The organism is Paramylibacter ulvae (assembly GCF_014652655.1).
GTDB lineage: Bacteria > Pseudomonadota > Alphaproteobacteria > Rhodobacterales > Rhodobacteraceae > Amylibacter > Amylibacter ulvae.
The window spans coordinates 48,511-63,788 of record NZ_BMZF01000003.1 but is presented as its reverse complement, the minus strand read 5'-3'; the positions used below and the strand labels follow the sequence as shown (position 1 = coordinate 63,788).

The following is a 15,278-nucleotide window of genomic DNA, read 5'->3' as shown; positions in this document are numbered from 1 at the left end:
CTATTGTGGTTTTGCACCGCAAACGGCGCAATCCGCCCGACGCGATAATTTCATTTTACGGTTTTCACCGAACAGAGCATCGACAAATATCATATCACCCGCCAGCGTTTTGCCCGCACCCGTGATGTATTTGATCGCCTCGGCCGCCATCATCGCACCAACGATGCCAGGCAATGCCCCCATGACACCTGCTTCGGCACAGCTTGGCGCCAGACCGGCGCTTGGTTCTTTGTCAAAAACGCATGCGTAACACGGGCAACCGCTTTTGGGGTGAAACAGGCTAATCTGGCCTTCCCATTGGCTTATCGCGCCCGAAATCAATGGGACATCTGTTGCCACACAGGCGCTATTCACCATGCTGCGCGTTTTGAAATTATCACACCCATCCAAAACCAAATCGAATTCAGCGATCAAATCTTGCGCCTCTTCGGTTTCCAATCGACGATGATATGGCAGGATATCAACATGCGGGTTAATCGCGTGCAATCGTTGTTGCGCCGCAAAAACCTTGGGCTTGCCCAATTGATCTTCGTCAAACAACACTTGGCGTTGAAGGTTTGAAAGACTGACCGTATCGTCATCAACCACACCAATTGTGCCAACACCCGCAGCGGCCAAATATTGCAACACGGGCGATCCAAGTCCACCCGCGCCAATCACCAAAACCCGCGCATTGGATAACTTGCTCTGCCCCACGCCGCCAATTTCACGCAAAACGATATGACGTGCATAACGTTCCAATTCCGTATCGGAAAAACCATCGGAATTGGGAGTTTCATTCATTTTCACGACTGCGGACCTACGCAATCCACGCAAAAACCACAGATACAAAAAAACGGACGCGATCAGACCAACCAACACCGCGCCTTCGGCGCTGATGGATGGGATTAGACTTTCTAAAAATTCCACCTATTTACGCCCCGTTGAACCAAACCCACCGCCACCGCGTGATGTTGCATCCAGCGCATCAACCAGTTGCCAATTGGCCTGTAACACAGGGGCAAACACGATTTGCGCGATACGATCACCATGTGCAACGTGAAATGATTCCGTACCGTGATTAATCAAAATCACCCCAAGCGGCCCGCGATAATCCGCATCAATTGTTCCTGGGCTGTTGGGCAGGCTGATCCCATGTTTCAGCGCAAGACCCGAACGCGGCCGAAGCTGTGCCTCGTATCCTTTTGGAATTGCGATTGCCAATCCCGTTGGGATCAACATGCGATGCCCCGCATCAATGGTGATTCCATCACCCCGAAGACCGATTTCAAAGTTTGCGCGTAAATCCATACCCGCCGCACCCGATGTTTCATAACTGGGGAGTGGTATCGCATGATCCGCATGGGGAAGATATTGTACATCCACGATTAGATCCGTCATTTCAACGCCTTTGCAATTTCAGCGGCTAATTTTTGCGCCACTGCATCCTTGGACATACGTGGCCAATCATGCGCAGCATCAGGCGTAATCAATGTCACGTCATTTTCCGCGCCACCCATTATCCCCGTTTCGGGTGATACATCATTGGCCACAATCCAATCGCACCCCTTTCGGGCGCGTTTAGCCGTTGCGTTGTCGATCACATCATCGGTTTCGGCCGCAAACCCAACGATCAATTTAGGACGCAGTTTTTTCATCTGTGACACCGTCGCCAATATATCTGGGTTTTCGGCAAAGCTCAGCGTGGGCAGATCGCCCGATTTGGTTTTTTTGATCTTGCTATCCGATGCAGATGTGACACGCCAATCAGCTACGGCCGCGGCAAAAACCGCGCCATCAACGGGCAGTGTTTTTTCAACGGCTGTCAGCATTTCACCCGCGGTTTGCACCCGTTCAATCACGCATCCCATCGGCATTTCCGCACGCGCTGGTCCAGTAATAAACGTCACGCGCGCACCCAATGCGATCAACGCATTGGCAATTGCACTTCCTTGTGCACCCGATGATCGGTTGGCTATATAGCGCACGGGATCAATCGGTTCATGCGTTGGCCCGGATGTCACCAAAATGTGTTTACCTTTCAGTGGGCCATTGAGCAAAACATCACTGGCAGCGGATGCGATAAATTCAGGTTCCGCCATACGACCCATGCCAAATTCACCACAAGCCATGCCACCCTCATCAGGGCCACAGATATGGATACCGTCGGTTTTCAACGTTTCCAAATTGCGCTGTGTTGCGCCGTGTTCCCACATTTTCACATTCATCGCAGGAGCGATCATCACGGGTTTATCCGTGGCCATCAACAATGTACTGGCCAAATCTGTTGCCAAGCCATGTGCCATTTTCGCCATCAGGTCGGCGGTGGCAGGTGCCACAACAACCAAATCGGCGGCACGAGACAATTCGATATGTCCCATTTCCGCCTCGTCAGTCAGATTGAACAAATCACGATAAACCTTGTTTCCTGCCAGCGCACCCGCCGATAGCGGTGTTACAAATTCTTCCGCAGCCTTGGTCAACACAGGCACAACACTGGCACCACGTTTTTGAAAACCACGGATCAATTCCAATGATTTATAGGCCGCAATACCCCCACCAATTATCAGCAATATTTTCCGGCCATGTAACATATAACACTATCCCAATTGTTCCTTAGCGATACTGTAATCACGCCCAGTATAACCTGCAAGCGTTTGGCGCACACATCGACATTGGTACGATCTCGATACTCTGATATTTCAATTCACACGATGCGGTGCTAGGAAAAGTCATCATTCATTAAGGACACGCATGTGACAACTCCCAACTTTCCAAAACTCTGCCTGATCATTGGTGGTGCTGCCAGTGGCAAATCGCGTTTTGGTGAATTATTGGCGCGACATGCGGGATTGTCGAAAATTTACATCGCCACTGCGCAGGCGTTTGATGATGAAATGCGCGCGAAAATCGCACAGCATCGCAATGATCGTGGCCTGGATTGGACAACGATTGAATCACCTCTTGAACTGGCGCAACACGTGGCAAATGCTCCAGCGGATTCAATTGTATTTGTCGATTGCATCACACTGTGGCTCTCCAATAATTTGCTCGCAGAAAATCCTGTTGGGGAATTGGCGGCGGATCTGATGAACGCAATCTCCACCACCAAAGCACCCGTCATATTAATCAGCAACGAAGTCGGCCAAAGCGTTGTGCCCGAACACGCATTGGCGCGGCAATTCCAAAACGCCCAAGGACGATTGAACCAAGACATCGCAACGCGCGCCGATCTGGTGGTTCATGTGATCGCAGGCATCCCAACAGCGATCAAAGGGCAAATGCCTACGGGGATATCATGACAAATATCTATTGGGTGCGTCACGGCCCAACCCATCGCGATGGGTTGATCGGCTGGACAGATGTCGGCGCTGATTTATCCGATACGCAGGCATTATCACGCCTGAATGCCCACCTGCCATCTGATGGCATCGTCATTTCATCAGATCTGCAACGTTGCGTTCATACCGCCGATGCGATTGGTGGTAGCAGAACACGCCTACCCCATCGCCGCGATCTGCGCGAATTTCATTTCGGTGACTGGGAGGAAAAAACATTTTCACAAGTGGCGCAATCCCACCCAGATTTATCCTACGATTATTGGTCCAATCCAGGTGACATCGCACCGCCAAATGGAGAGAGCTGGAACCAAGGGGCAACCCGTATTTCCGCAACGGTTGATGCTCTGATCCAAGAACATTCAGGGCAAAATATCATCATCGTTGCGCATTTTGGTGTGATCTTAACCCAACTGCAACGCGCTGCGAACATGCACGCGGCATCTGCACTTGGCTTTAAAATCGACAATCTTTCGGTGACACATTTGGAACATCTGGGCGATGCGTGGCGGATAATGGGCGTTAATCATAATCCGTGATGCACCATTAACAATTTTCGATTAGGAATTTTTTTCACCCTGTGGCAAGGTTTTCACATGACATATGAACTGGCCATTGGCGATAAAACTTATTCAAGTTGGTCCTTGCGGGGCTGGCTACTATTTACCAAATTCAATCATGATGTACGCATTCATAATGCGCGCATGTATACCGATGAATTCAAAAGACTAATTGCGCAATTTGCGCCAACAAAATTGGTGCCCGCGGCAAAATTGGATGGCGCCGTATTATGGGACAGCCTCGCCATTGCCGAGGAGTTGAACCAGCGCCACCCCGATGCCAACATGTGGCCGAGCAACCCCGCCGCGCGTGCATATGCACGCAGCATGACCGCAGAGATGCACGCCGGTTTTGGCCCATTGCGCAGCGATTGCACGATGAATTTGCGCAAATGTTACCCCGATTTCAAACCGTCCGAACAGGTGCTGGCCGATGTGGCACGCATCAACGAATTATGGTCACACGCACGTCGCGAATTTGGCGCAGATGGCCCTTGGTTATTTGGCCAATATTCGATCGCCGATGTATTCTATGCACCCGTTGCAACTCGATTTGCTACTTATGACCTCCCACGGAGTGAAACCGCTGATACCTATATCAATACCCATCTTACGGATCAAAAATTTCGCATGTGGCGCGCGATGGGCATTGCGCAAAACTATGTTCAACCAGGGTATGATCTAGACCTACCAAATGTTGAATGGCCAGGGCCAAAACCGCTTGTTGCGAAAGCGATTGAAACGGGCACACCCGAAAATTCCAACTGCCCCTATTCTGGCGATCCAGTAACCCATTTTCTCGAAATTGATGGGCGCATCTTTGGTTTTTGCAACGCTTTTTGCCGCGATAAAACCATTGCAGACCCCGAAGCATGGACAAATTTCATAAAAATTTACCAAAATTAAACTAATGCCCCCATAGCGTTAACCTTGGTTAACAGGGGGTATCAATGGTTTCACGCGCATACACGGTTTCATTCCAAGGCGTCGATGCGCGTTTGGTAGAGGTGCAATGCGCCCTGTCCCCTGGGTTGCCAAGCTTCAACATCGTTGGTTTGCCAGACAAAGCGGTCAGCGAAGCAAAGGAGCGCGTGCGTTCCGCAATTGGGTCAATGGCACTTGCGATGCCATCCAAAAAAATCACAGTAAATATGTCACCCGCTGATTTACCCAAAGAAGGGTCGCATTTTGATTTACCCATTGCGCTGGCGGTGTTGGCCGCAATGGATGTGTTACCACAAGACGAGGTTGCGCGAACTGTGGCGCTTGGTGAACTCTCGCTTGATGGGAAATTGATCCCCGTAAACGGCGCATTACCCGCCGCCGTTGCCGCCGCAGAGGCATCATGCGATTTGGTTTGTCCCAAGGATTGCGGCGCAGAGGCGGCGTGGGTTGGCGCGGTTTGTGTCACTGCCCCCGCAACATTGTTGGAAACGATGAACCATTTTTCGGGACGAAAACCACTCCCCCCCGCACGCCCTGGCGAGGTGCGATCGCAATCCACTGGCAAATGTCTGTCCGATGTCAAAGGCCAAGAACGCGCCAAACGCGCATTGGAAATCGCCGCGGCGGGGCGCCATCATATGATTATGGTCGGCTCACCCGGTGCGGGGAAATCCATGTTGGCTGCGCGATTACCCGATTTGCTGCCACCCCTCGATGCACAAGAGGCATTGGAAACATCAATGATCCAATCCGTTTCTGGATTGCTGACATCAGGCGGAATTTCCAAAACCCGACCGTTTCGTGATCCTCACCATACCGCATCTATGGCGGCAATCGTTGGTGGCGGGCGCGGTGCAAAACCTGGCGAAATTTCACTCGCGCATAACGGCGTATTATTTCTTGATGAACTCCCAGAATTTAATCGCCAAGTGTTGGAAACTTTGCGCCAACCGATTGAAACAGGTCAGGTCATGGTGGCGCGTGCAAATGCGCATACACATTATCCATGCAAATTCATGTTGGTTGGCGCGGCAAACCCCTGCAAATGTGGATATCTCGCCGATGCCAATCGTGCCTGTTCACGTGTTCCCCAATGCGGTGAGGATTATTTGGGGCGGATATCAGGGCCATTGATGGACCGTTTTGATTTACGCATCGAGGTCCCCGCAGTCGACATTAACGCCCTTAACATCAAATCAGACGGCGAACCGAGCCATGTTATTGCCAAACGCGTGGCCAAAGCGCGTGCCATTCAATTCGCGCGATACGCGGATCACCCCAGCGTACGCCTGAACAGCGATATCGAAGGGGGATTGTTGGAACAAGTCGCGACACCAGATCGCGCCGGCCAAGATTTTTTGGCGCGCGCTGCGCAAAAATTTCAACTAACCGCGCGGGGGTATCATCGCATTTTACGTGTTTCTCGCACCATTGCCGATCTGGATGCTCGTGAAAATGTGAATGAGACCCATATTGCAGAGGCGCTTAGCTATCGTTTGATTTCTGCGGTAAATGCTTGATCGCAAATTTAGCGATTTCAGAAACGGCTTGATCCGCCTCTCGCACACGGCCGCGCAGAATGTGAAAAACATGGTAATTATTTTGCCAAAACTTCGTGCGCACTTCGACTTTTTGTTGCACCAAATGTTTGGTCATGCGGATGGTATCATCGCGCAAAATTTCCTTTGATGACGCATGGAGTAATATCGGTGGCGCACCCGTAAAATCGGCATTGATCGGTGATACCCTAGGATCGGCAGGATCACTATCCGACAAGTACAATTCGCATAAAAAACCCGCGCGCTTGGCGGGTAAAACCGAATCTGAACGGGCATTTTTTTTGATGCTTTCGCTTGAAAATGTCAGATCGACAACTGGGCTAATAGCAAAGCAGCAGGCCGGCAATGGTAAATTATTCTCCAATAAATAGGCAAGCAACAAAAGCGTCAAACATCCACCCGCGCTGTCACCACCGATAACAATCGTTTTGTGATCAATGCCCGCATCAAGCAATGCATGATATGCAGATTTGATATCATCAATACCGTTAGGATATGGATTCTCTGGGGCCAAACGATATTTTGGCACATAGGCCATCAACCCCATTTGATCGGCAATATCCGCCGCCAAATGACGATACATTTCAGGCGCACCAAAAACGAACCCACCACCGTGAATATACAACAACGCTCCTGCGTTCGATTTCTGTTCAAACTTTGCGGTTGTAAACGTTACCTTGGTGGCGCCAGTGGCGAGTTGAATTTGACCATAGGTCACATTTTTGGGATCAACTGTTGTTCGCTTTGCAAGTTTGTTCGTATAGTGACGCATAAAATTGATGTCATGTGTCCGCGCCAACACGGATTTGAATCCCAACCGAGTGATCAGCGACATTAATTTTAAGCGAATAGATGGCATTTTACGCGCACTTATCTTCGATAACTTGCCAAATTTTTTCGGCAACATTGATGTTATCAAATCGCTCCAGCTCTTGAATGCCAGTGGGCGATGTTACGTTAATTTCGGTCAAGACCCCGCCAATCACATCGATGCCAACGAACACCTGTCCCCTTTCACGCAACAACGGCCCAATCGCGGCACAGATTTCCAAATCTCGTTCGGATAATTCCACCTTTTCCGGTCGTCCACCGACATGCATGTTGGAACGCGTTTCACCTTTTGCTGGTACGCGATTGATCGCACCAACAGGTTCACCATCAACCAAGATCACGCGTTTATCGCCCTTGGATACATCTGGCAGAAATTTTTGCGCAATCAGCGGTTCGCGATTAATGCCAGAAAACAATTCGTGCAACGAATTGATGTTACGATCATCGGGGCCAAGTCGAAAAACGCCTGCACCACCGTTGCCATACAAAGGCTTAAGAATAATATCTTGATGTTTTTCTTTGAATGCCTTGAGCGTTTCCAAATCTCGCGCAATTGTCGTGGGGGCAATCAATTCAGGAAATTGTAACACCAAAAGTTTTTCTGGATAATTGCGCACCCAAGTTGGATCATTCACAACCAGCGTTTCGGGGTGCACCATATCCAGAAAGTGTGTCGTCGTGATATATCCCATATCAAACGGCGGATCTTGGCGAAGCCAAACAACATCTTGGGTCTGAAGCTCAATTTCTTGCAACTCTCCCAGCGTATAGTGGTTTCCTACTTCGCGCTGCACACGCACGGGCCATCCCTTTGCAGTTATGACACCTTCTTGAAAGGCCAATTTGTCGGGCGTGTAGTAAAATAAATTATGCCCACGTTTCTGCGCCTCTTCCATAATGCGAAATGTGCTATCTGCGTTGATATCAATTGGCGCGATTGGATCCATTTGGATCGCCACATTCAAAGAATTGGTCATGAAAGAAACCTCATTTACAAACAATTTGATACTTCATGAACCAGTGCAGCAAAGGATGCAAAGCGAAAATGGTTTTACATGTGGACTAAAACGCGTTTGCGATCACTTTTACCTGACCAGCGTCGTTCACCAATGCCGCATCAAACCGCATTTCCGTTTCTAACATACGCCCCGTATCAACAAGAAAACGCAGTGCTGCGTTTTTGATCCGCGCGATTTGATGCAGATTAATTCGTTCGGCCGCCTTTTCAAAACTGCTGCTTTTTTTCACCTCAACAAAATAAAGTTTGCTTTGATGGCCCAACACCAAATCAATTTCCCCCTCGCGGCGGCGATAGCGTTTGGAAATAATGTCAAACCCCGCCGCTGCATATTTTTGCGCAACAATTTCCTCGGCCATTTGACCGGCGTGATAGTTTTTTGAGGCGTTCATTCGTTTTTTTTCACCTTTAGCGCGATATCGTATGCTTGTTTGCGCGGGATATTAAATTCATCCGCCGCGATCTGTGCCACCGTTTTTACTTTATGTTCCCCTAACAATTCCCTAATTTTTTCTTCAATCTCGATATCTGCAATCTCTTTGGGCACGGGCGGGCCCAAAACCAACACACATTCACCTTTTATTGTCGGTACATCTTTCAGTTGCGCGAATACATCTTCGAGCGTTCCGCGCACAATTTGTTCAAACTTTTTGGTTAATTCGCGACACAATGCAACTTGGCGTGAGGGACCGTAAATTTGCACCATTTGCTCAAGCGTATCGCACACACGTTTGGGCGATTCATATAGCACAAGGGTTGATCGCAGCTCTGCGAACTCTAACAAGAAATTTTGTTTTGCCTTTTGTTTATTGGGCGCAAAGCCAGCAAACATAAATCGATCCGTTGGCATGCCAGACACCACCAATGCGGCCAGCAACGCGGAAGCTCCTGGCGCTGCGAACACATCCAAGCCCTGTTTGCCCGCTTCCTTTGCAAGCCCATATCCAGGATCTGCAATCAGCGGTGTACCCGCATCCGAAACGTAAGCAACGGTTTTTCCGTCTTGAATGGCACCCAGCAATTTTGGCCGTTGCCCAGCGCCGTTATGATCATGATATGGAATGATCCGTCGCGACCCCAGCGAAATGCCATGAATATCCAGCAATCGGCGTGTGTTGCGCGTATCTTCTGCGGCCAACACATCTGCGTTGGCCAAGATATCCAAAGCGCGCAATGTAATGTCACGCGCTGCGCCAATCGGTGTTGATACCAAATACAGCCCAACTGGCAGCTTTTTATCCGTCATTATATTAAATCCGCCTTTGTATGCTTGCCACTGTTGCACTCTGCATGGGCATTTCGTACCTTTTCGCACAAACGAGTCACTATTTTCTAGCTTAAACGGGGTAACATCATGCATCAGGGATTTGGGACGGTCTCTAAAATTCGCCAATCAATCGGTTTCGCAGCAATTGGTATTTTGCTTTCAGCTTGCGAAGTACCAATAACTCCAAGCATCGGGAGCGACACGGAGGACACAGGGCAAACAATCAATGCCAATGAAACGGTAAAGGTGGCACTATTGGTGCCTGCGGGTTCAGGTGATGGAAATCTTGAAAAATTGGCGAATAACTTTGTCCAAGCGGCACGTCTTGCTACACAAGATTATTCCGATGTTAAAATTGATCTAACGGTTTACAGCACAGGCGGAAATTCGGGCCAAGCAGCTGGCGTTGCAAAGACTGCCGTCGCGAATGGTGCAAAAATCATCGTTGGGCCGCTGTTTGCAGAATCGGTTAACGCCACGGGCAATGCTGTTGCATCCCAGAACGTAAATGTTCTTAGCTTTTCCAATAACACCGCAATTGCGGGTGGTAATGTGTTCGTCATGGGCGACACATTCGAAAACAAAGCAAACCGTGTTGTGAAATACGCTGCCTCCAAAGGTTATCGCCGAATTGCAACAGTTTCCGCGCAAAATACAGTTGGGGAAATTTCTGCAAGTGCGGTGAAATCCGCAGCGGCAAAGGCCAATGTAACCTATACTGGTAATTACAGTTATGAAATGTCCCCCGCTGGATTATCCGCAGCCGCACCAGCCATCGCGAGCAACGTGAAATCATCAGGGACAACGGCGATTGTTTTGACGGCCGATTCCGATACTGGTCTGCCATTTGTTGGGCGTATGTTGCCAGCGGCGGGTGTGTCTCCTGCGAGCGTGAAATATCTGGGCATCACACGTTGGGATATCCCAAGCACGAACCTTGCCGCACCTGGTTTGGTTGGCGGTTGGTTCACAACCCCCGATATCGTATCCGCGCAACAGTTTAACGCGCGCTTTACCCAAGCATATGGCGGGGCGCCACATCCGTTGGCTGGTCTTGCCTATGACGGGGTTTCTGCGGTTGCAAAGCTGTTGCAAACAGGTAGCAGCAAAGCATTAACAAAATCCGCATTAACACGTCGCGGCGGGTTTCGTGGAACAACAGGTGTGTTTCGTTTCAACAAAGACGGCACGAATGAACGCGCCCTAGCCATCGCCGAAGGCAACGGAAAAACGTTCCGCATTATTTCTGGCGCACCGACTTCGTTCAGTGGCGCTGGTAGTTAAGGACACACAAAACCAAGCCTACGGGCCGGTAACGGGCGCACTGATCTGTGCGCCCGACGCTATTTTTGACACAAAATTTGTGCAAAAACGCTACACGCAAATCACTGCCAAGAAACAAGCGGGCAAACAAGTGCGTAGCGAGATTTCCGAATTGTTAAGCGCCCAAAACGCCGCTGGTCGTGCGGCGATTGAAACCGCATTAAGCGACGCACCGTGGTCCGGGATGGAGGCAATCAATTCTTATTGTTTGCTCACCGATCGTATCATTGAATTTGCCTTTATGGCTGCAACCGATATTTTACACCCCAACCCAACACCCACCAAAAACGAACATCTGTGCGTGATGGGTGTTGGCGGTTACGGGCGGGCGGAAATGGCACCGTTTTCCGATGTCGATCTTTTGTTCCTATCGCCATATAAATTATCCGCATGGTCGGAAAGCGTGGTTGAATCCATGCTTTATATCCTGTGGGATATGCGATTGAAAATTGGCCATGCCACGCGCACGATTGATGAATGCATCAAATTGGGCGGCGAAGATCAAACCATTAAAACCGCCCTCCTCGAAAGCCGCTATTTAGTGGGCGATGAACGATTGGCAAATCAACTTGATCGTAAACTATGGGCAAAACTGTTTAGTGGTACAGCTAAAAATTATGTCGAAGAAAAACTGATTGAACGCGAAAACCGCCATATTCGTCAGGGTGGTCAGCGTTATATGCTGGAACCCAATGTGAAAGAGGGCAAAGGCGGGTTACGTGATTTGCAAACCATGTATTGGATCACCAAACATGTCAGCCACGCCCAAACCACCCAAGCGATGGTCGATCAGGGCTATTTCACTACCAGTGAATTGGAACGCTTTGAAGAAGCGCATGCGTTTTTGTGGACGGTACGCTGTCATCTGCATCTGTATAACAAACGCTCGACAGAACAGCTTACCTTTGATGCACAGGTCGATATTTCCAAACGTCTGGGATATCGCGACACGGATGGATTACGCGGCGTTGAAAGTTTCATGCAGGATTATTTTCGCGAAGCCACCCATGTTGGCGATCTGACACGCGTGTTTTTATCCATGTTAGAGGCACAGCATGTGAAAGACATTCCATCAATCGGCAAACGCTTGTTGGATGCGATGCCGTGGAACCGAAGCAGCGACGATGAAGACGAAACGCCAGATGGGTATAATTTTGTAAATAACCGTTTGGCCATTGCCGATGATGATAAATTCTTGGCCGATCCGCTGAACATCATGCGCTTGTTTCAAGTTGCACTTAGCTCTGACATTTTAATTCACCCCGATGCGATGCGCCTTATGGCGGACAATCTGGATTTGATTGACGACAATGTGCGCAATTCACCAGAAGCGCAGCGCATATTTCTGGAATTACTGTTGGATTACGGCAATCCAGAACGCGCGTTGCGCCGTATGAATGAACTGGGTGTGTTGGGGGCGTTTATCCCAGAGTTTCAACGCATTATCGCATTAATGCAGTTTAACAATTACCATCATTACACGGTGGATGAACACACGATTCAATGCATATCCGGACTATCCAAATTGGAACTTGGCGACCTAAAGGAAGATTTGCCAATTCTGACAGAAGTGTTCAAAGGCACCATCGATCGCAAGGTTTTGTATGTGGCACTACTGCTTCATGATATCGGCAAAGGTTTGCCCGAAGATCATTCAATCGCGGGTGCAAAAATCGCCGAACAAATATGCCCGCGCCTTGGGTTAAGCGAAAAAGAAACTGAAACCGTTGTTTGGCTGGTGTTGAACCATTTGTTGATGTCAGACGTTGCCCAAAAACGCGATTTATCGGATCCGCGAACGGTGATAAATTTTGCCAAAGATGTCAAAACCACATCGCGCCTGAACCTGCTAACCGCGCTCACGGTTTGCGATATTCGCGGGGTTGGCCCGAACACTTGGAACAATTGGAAAGCACAGCTTTTGCGCGATCTTTACCGTGCGACGCGTTCCAGCATCAAAGCAGGCGTTGACAAAATTGGCGTTTACAACCGCGTTGACGAGGCAAAGGAACAATTGCAAGCCAAGCTTGCCGATTGGTCAGATGACGATCTGGAAATCGAAATGGAACGTCATTACGATCCATATTGGCAAGGGTTGGATCATCAATCACATATTACATTTGCCAATATGCTGCGCGATATCGGTGATGAAAAACTTGCCAGTGAAATCGTCCCCGATGTTGATCGCGATGCGACACGCGCGTGTTTCGTGATGCAAGACCACCCTGGTATTTTTTCGCGTATCGCGGGCGCACTTGCGCTGGTTGGGGCTAATGTTGTGGATGCGCGCACCTACACATCAACCGATGGGTTCGCCACGGCAATTTTCTGGATTCAAGATGCGGATGAAAAACCGTATCAAACCACACGTATCAAACGATTGCGCGATATGATTCAAAAAACGCTGTTGGGTGAAGTGCTTGCGAAAAAAGAGTTGGGCGATCGTGATAAATTCAAAAAACGCGAGCGCGATTTTCGCGTACCCACCGAAATCACATTCGATAACGAGGGTTCCGAACTTTATTCAATTATCGAGGTCGATACACGCGATCGCCCTGCCCTGTTGCACGACTTAACGCGCACATTGTCCAACGCAAATATCTATATCGCCAGCGCCGTGATCGCGACATACGGCGCACAGGCGGTGGATGTGTTTTACGTCAAAGACATGTTTGGCATGAAAATCCACTCACTCGATAAACAAAAAACAATCACAGAACGTTTGACCCGTGCCATTGAACAAGGCACCCAAGAGGCATTGTCATGACCAACCCCATTCGGTTGATGGCGTCATTCGTCACCGTGGGTGGCTGGACATTGATCAGCCGCATCGCAGGATTTGCCCGCGAAATTCTGTTTGCCAACCTGTTTGGATCATCCGCCACCGCCGAGGCATTTCAGGTCGCATTCGCCCTGCCCAACATGTTTCGCAGATTCTTTGCCGAAGGCGCATTCAACATGGCGTTTATCCCGATGTTTTCGAAAAAACTACGCGCGGGCGAAAATGCAGAGGAATTTGCCAATGATGCGCTTAATGCGCTGGCAGCGATATTAATCGCGCTCTCCGTGATCGCGATTTTTGCGATGCCTTGGTTGGTTTATGCAATGGCCAGCGGGTTTCAAGGCGATGAACGCATGGATCTGGCAGTCATGTTTGGCCGCGTTTGTTTTCCCTATATCCTGTTCATATCACTCGCGGCACTGTTCAGCGGCGTATTGAATGCATCGGGCAAATTCGCCGCCGCCGCCGCTGCACCCGTGTTTTTGAATTTCATCCTCACGGGGGCGATGCTCTATGCCTTATGGGCGGGCACAGACGCCGGCACTGCGCTTGTATGGGGTGTCCCTGTTGCTGGTATCGTTCAACTGGGCATCGTTTGGTATGCGGCTGAAAAGCTTGGCCTGAAAATTCGACCACGCTTGCCCAAATGGACACCAGAGCTGAAAAAGCTTGCGATTATTGCGGCACCTGCGGCCATGGCGGGCGGGGTTGTGCAAATCAATCTGTTGGTTGGTCGTCAAGTGGCCAGCTACTACGACGGTGCCATTCAATGGCTGGCGGTTGCGGATCGCTTGTACCAATTACCACTTGGCGTTGTTGGCATCGCAATTGGTGTGGTCTTGTTGCCCGCTCTCTCCAGTCAACTGCAAGCTGGTGATGACAAAGCAGGGCAAGATGCCTTTAATCGCGCCACTGAATTTTCACTGTTTCTCACGCTGCCATCTGCAGTGGCCTTGGTTGTGATCGCCCTCCCGCTCGTATCGGTTCTGTTTGAGCGGGGCGCGTTTTTACACAGCGATTCGCTGGCAACGGCACAGGCATTGGCGATCTATGGGTTGGGATTACCCGCCTTTGTTTTGCAAAAGGTGCTACAACCGTTGTATTTCGCACGCGAAGATACCAAAACGCCGTTTTATTTTGCTTTGGTATCAATGCTTATCAATGCCGCTGTTGCGATTGGGCTGGCCTATAAATACGGCTTTTTGGCCGCGGCGGCGGGTACCACAATCGCCGCTTGGGCGATGGTGGTATTGTTGTGGAATGGAACGCGCACCATGGGGGCTGCCTCGCAATTTGATTCTCAGATCAAACAACGTGTCCCGCGTATTATTATATCGTCACTGATCATGGGGGTGATCCTGTTTTTGGCACAAAATACACTGGAAAACTGGCTGTTTGGGACGGGTGCGCGCTACCTTGCGTTTGTAATTTTATTGCTGATTGGAATTATCGTCTATTTTTCCGCCGCACATTTCACCGGAGCCTTGAAATTTTCCGAACTGCGCCGCGTTGTTCGGCGATAGACCGCCGAGCAATTATTCTGCGAAAATTGGTATATTTGTCAAAAAAGACGGGAAAACTGCGTTAAAAACCACCAATTCAACACAAAAACACAGATTTCACACTGCCAAGTTGACAGAACAACCACCCAACCAATACCATAGGGTGAGATTCCT

14 protein-coding genes are annotated in these 15,278 nt (G+C 49.6%); 7 read left to right on the top strand and 7 right to left on the bottom strand.

What is annotated here, in order from left to right; genetic code table 11:
• From IE094_RS07090 to coaBC, 3 genes are read right to left on the bottom strand one after another with little or no spacing between them, the layout of a single operon-like run.
• Nucleotides 1–909, bottom strand: a complete 909-nt coding sequence (locus IE094_RS07090) for a HesA/MoeB/ThiF family protein (RefSeq protein ID WP_229802137.1) — start codon at nt 907–909, stop codon at nt 1–3.
• Nucleotides 910–1,380 (bottom strand): dUTP diphosphatase, encoded by a 471-nt coding sequence (gene dut, locus IE094_RS07085; protein WP_189639887.1) that lies wholly within the window; start codon nt 1,378–1,380, stop codon nt 910–912.
• Nucleotides 1,377–2,573, bottom strand: coding sequence for a bifunctional phosphopantothenoylcysteine decarboxylase/phosphopantothenate--cysteine ligase CoaBC (gene coaBC, locus IE094_RS07080; protein WP_189639886.1), 1,197 nt, complete (start codon nt 2,571–2,573; stop codon nt 1,377–1,379). The genes dut and coaBC overlap by 4 nt, the downstream gene beginning before the upstream one ends.
• Before the next feature lie 162 nt (nt 2,574–2,735).
• Here coaBC and cobU point away from each other — a divergent pair, with 162 nt between their 5' ends.
• From cobU to IE094_RS07060, 4 genes are read left to right on the top strand one after another with little or no spacing between them, the layout of a single operon-like run.
• Nucleotides 2,736–3,281, top strand: a complete 546-nt coding sequence (cobU, locus tag IE094_RS07075; RefSeq protein WP_189639885.1) for a bifunctional adenosylcobinamide kinase/adenosylcobinamide-phosphate guanylyltransferase — start codon at nt 2,736–2,738, stop codon at nt 3,279–3,281.
• Entirely contained in the window at nt 3,278–3,856 is a 579-nt protein-coding gene (locus IE094_RS07070) for a histidine phosphatase family protein (protein WP_189639884.1), read from the top strand. Before cobU ends, IE094_RS07070 begins: the two co-directional genes overlap by 4 nt.
• Nucleotides 3,857–3,913: 57 nt before the next feature.
• A complete protein-coding gene (locus tag IE094_RS07065) occupies nt 3,914–4,783 on the top strand; it encodes a glutathione S-transferase (protein WP_189639883.1) in 870 nt (289 codons plus the stop codon).
• 44 nt (nt 4,784–4,827) lie between these two features.
• Complete coding sequence (locus tag IE094_RS07060; protein WP_189639882.1) at nt 4,828–6,342, top strand: YifB family Mg chelatase-like AAA ATPase; 1,515 nt, start codon at nt 4,828–4,830, stop codon at nt 6,340–6,342.
• Here IE094_RS07060 and IE094_RS07055 read toward each other — a convergent pair.
• The 4 genes from IE094_RS07055 to rsmI form a co-directional block, all read right to left on the bottom strand.
• Nucleotides 6,308–7,216, bottom strand: coding sequence for an alpha/beta hydrolase (locus IE094_RS07055; RefSeq protein WP_229802136.1), 909 nt, complete (start codon nt 7,214–7,216; stop codon nt 6,308–6,310). The genes IE094_RS07060 and IE094_RS07055 overlap by 35 nt on opposite strands.
• A 25-nt stretch (nt 7,217–7,241) precedes the next feature.
• On the bottom strand, nt 7,242–8,189 hold the full coding sequence (gshB, locus tag IE094_RS07050; RefSeq protein WP_189639880.1) for a glutathione synthase: 948 nt from the start codon (nt 8,187–8,189) through the stop codon (nt 7,242–7,244).
• An 85-nt stretch (nt 8,190–8,274) separates the two neighbouring features.
• Nucleotides 8,275–8,622: a YraN family protein gene (locus IE094_RS07045; RefSeq protein ID WP_189639879.1), complete on the bottom strand. Its 348-nt coding sequence runs from the start codon at nt 8,620–8,622 to the stop codon at nt 8,275–8,277.
• Entirely contained in the window at nt 8,619–9,476 is an 858-nt protein-coding gene (gene rsmI, locus IE094_RS07040; protein WP_189639878.1) for a 16S rRNA (cytidine(1402)-2'-O)-methyltransferase, read from the bottom strand. The genes IE094_RS07045 and rsmI overlap by 4 nt, the downstream gene beginning before the upstream one ends.
• A gap of 108 nt (nt 9,477–9,584) precedes the next feature.
• On the opposite strand from rsmI, the gene IE094_RS07035 reads away from it, so the two are divergent.
• Genes IE094_RS07035 through murJ form a run of 3 tightly spaced genes read left to right on the top strand, consistent with a single transcriptional unit; the run spans nt 9,585 to nt 15,125 of the window.
• Nucleotides 9,585–10,781 (top strand): penicillin-binding protein activator, encoded by a 1,197-nt coding sequence (locus IE094_RS07035; protein WP_189639877.1) that lies wholly within the window; start codon nt 9,585–9,587, stop codon nt 10,779–10,781.
• On the top strand, nt 10,765–13,587 hold the full coding sequence (locus tag IE094_RS07030) for a [protein-PII] uridylyltransferase (RefSeq protein ID WP_229802134.1): 2,823 nt from the start codon (nt 10,765–10,767) through the stop codon (nt 13,585–13,587). Before IE094_RS07035 ends, IE094_RS07030 begins: the two co-directional genes overlap by 17 nt.
• Nucleotides 13,584–15,125 (top strand): murein biosynthesis integral membrane protein MurJ, encoded by a 1,542-nt coding sequence (gene murJ / locus IE094_RS07025; RefSeq protein WP_189639876.1) that lies wholly within the window; start codon nt 13,584–13,586, stop codon nt 15,123–15,125. The genes IE094_RS07030 and murJ overlap by 4 nt, the downstream gene beginning before the upstream one ends.
• Nucleotides 15,126–15,278 lie beyond the last annotated feature (153 nt).

Coding starts and splice junctions, on each gene's coding strand:
- dut (WP_189639887.1), bottom strand. CDS start 1,380: ATGACGGATCTAATCGTGGATGTACAATATCTTCCCCATGCGGATCAT.
- coaBC (WP_189639886.1), bottom strand. CDS start 2,573: ATGTTACATGGCCGGAAAATATTGCTGATAATTGGTGGGGGTATTGCG.
- IE094_RS07070 (WP_189639884.1), top strand. CDS start 3,278: ATGACAAATATCTATTGGGTGCGTCACGGCCCAACCCATCGCGATGGG.
- IE094_RS07065 (WP_189639883.1), top strand. CDS start 3,914: ATGACATATGAACTGGCCATTGGCGATAAAACTTATTCAAGTTGGTCC.
- IE094_RS07060 (WP_189639882.1), top strand. CDS start 4,828: ATGGTTTCACGCGCATACACGGTTTCATTCCAAGGCGTCGATGCGCGT.
- IE094_RS07055 (WP_229802136.1), bottom strand. CDS start 7,216: ATGTCGCTGATCACTCGGTTGGGATTCAAATCCGTGTTGGCGCGGACA.
- gshB (WP_189639880.1), bottom strand. CDS start 8,189: ATGACCAATTCTTTGAATGTGGCGATCCAAATGGATCCAATCGCGCCA.
- IE094_RS07045 (WP_189639879.1), bottom strand. CDS start 8,622: ATGAACGCCTCAAAAAACTATCACGCCGGTCAAATGGCCGAGGAAATT.
- rsmI (WP_189639878.1), bottom strand. CDS start 9,476: ATGACGGATAAAAAGCTGCCAGTTGGGCTGTATTTGGTATCAACACCG.
- IE094_RS07035 (WP_189639877.1), top strand. CDS start 9,585: ATGCATCAGGGATTTGGGACGGTCTCTAAAATTCGCCAATCAATCGGT.
- murJ (WP_189639876.1), top strand. CDS start 13,584: ATGACCAACCCCATTCGGTTGATGGCGTCATTCGTCACCGTGGGTGGC.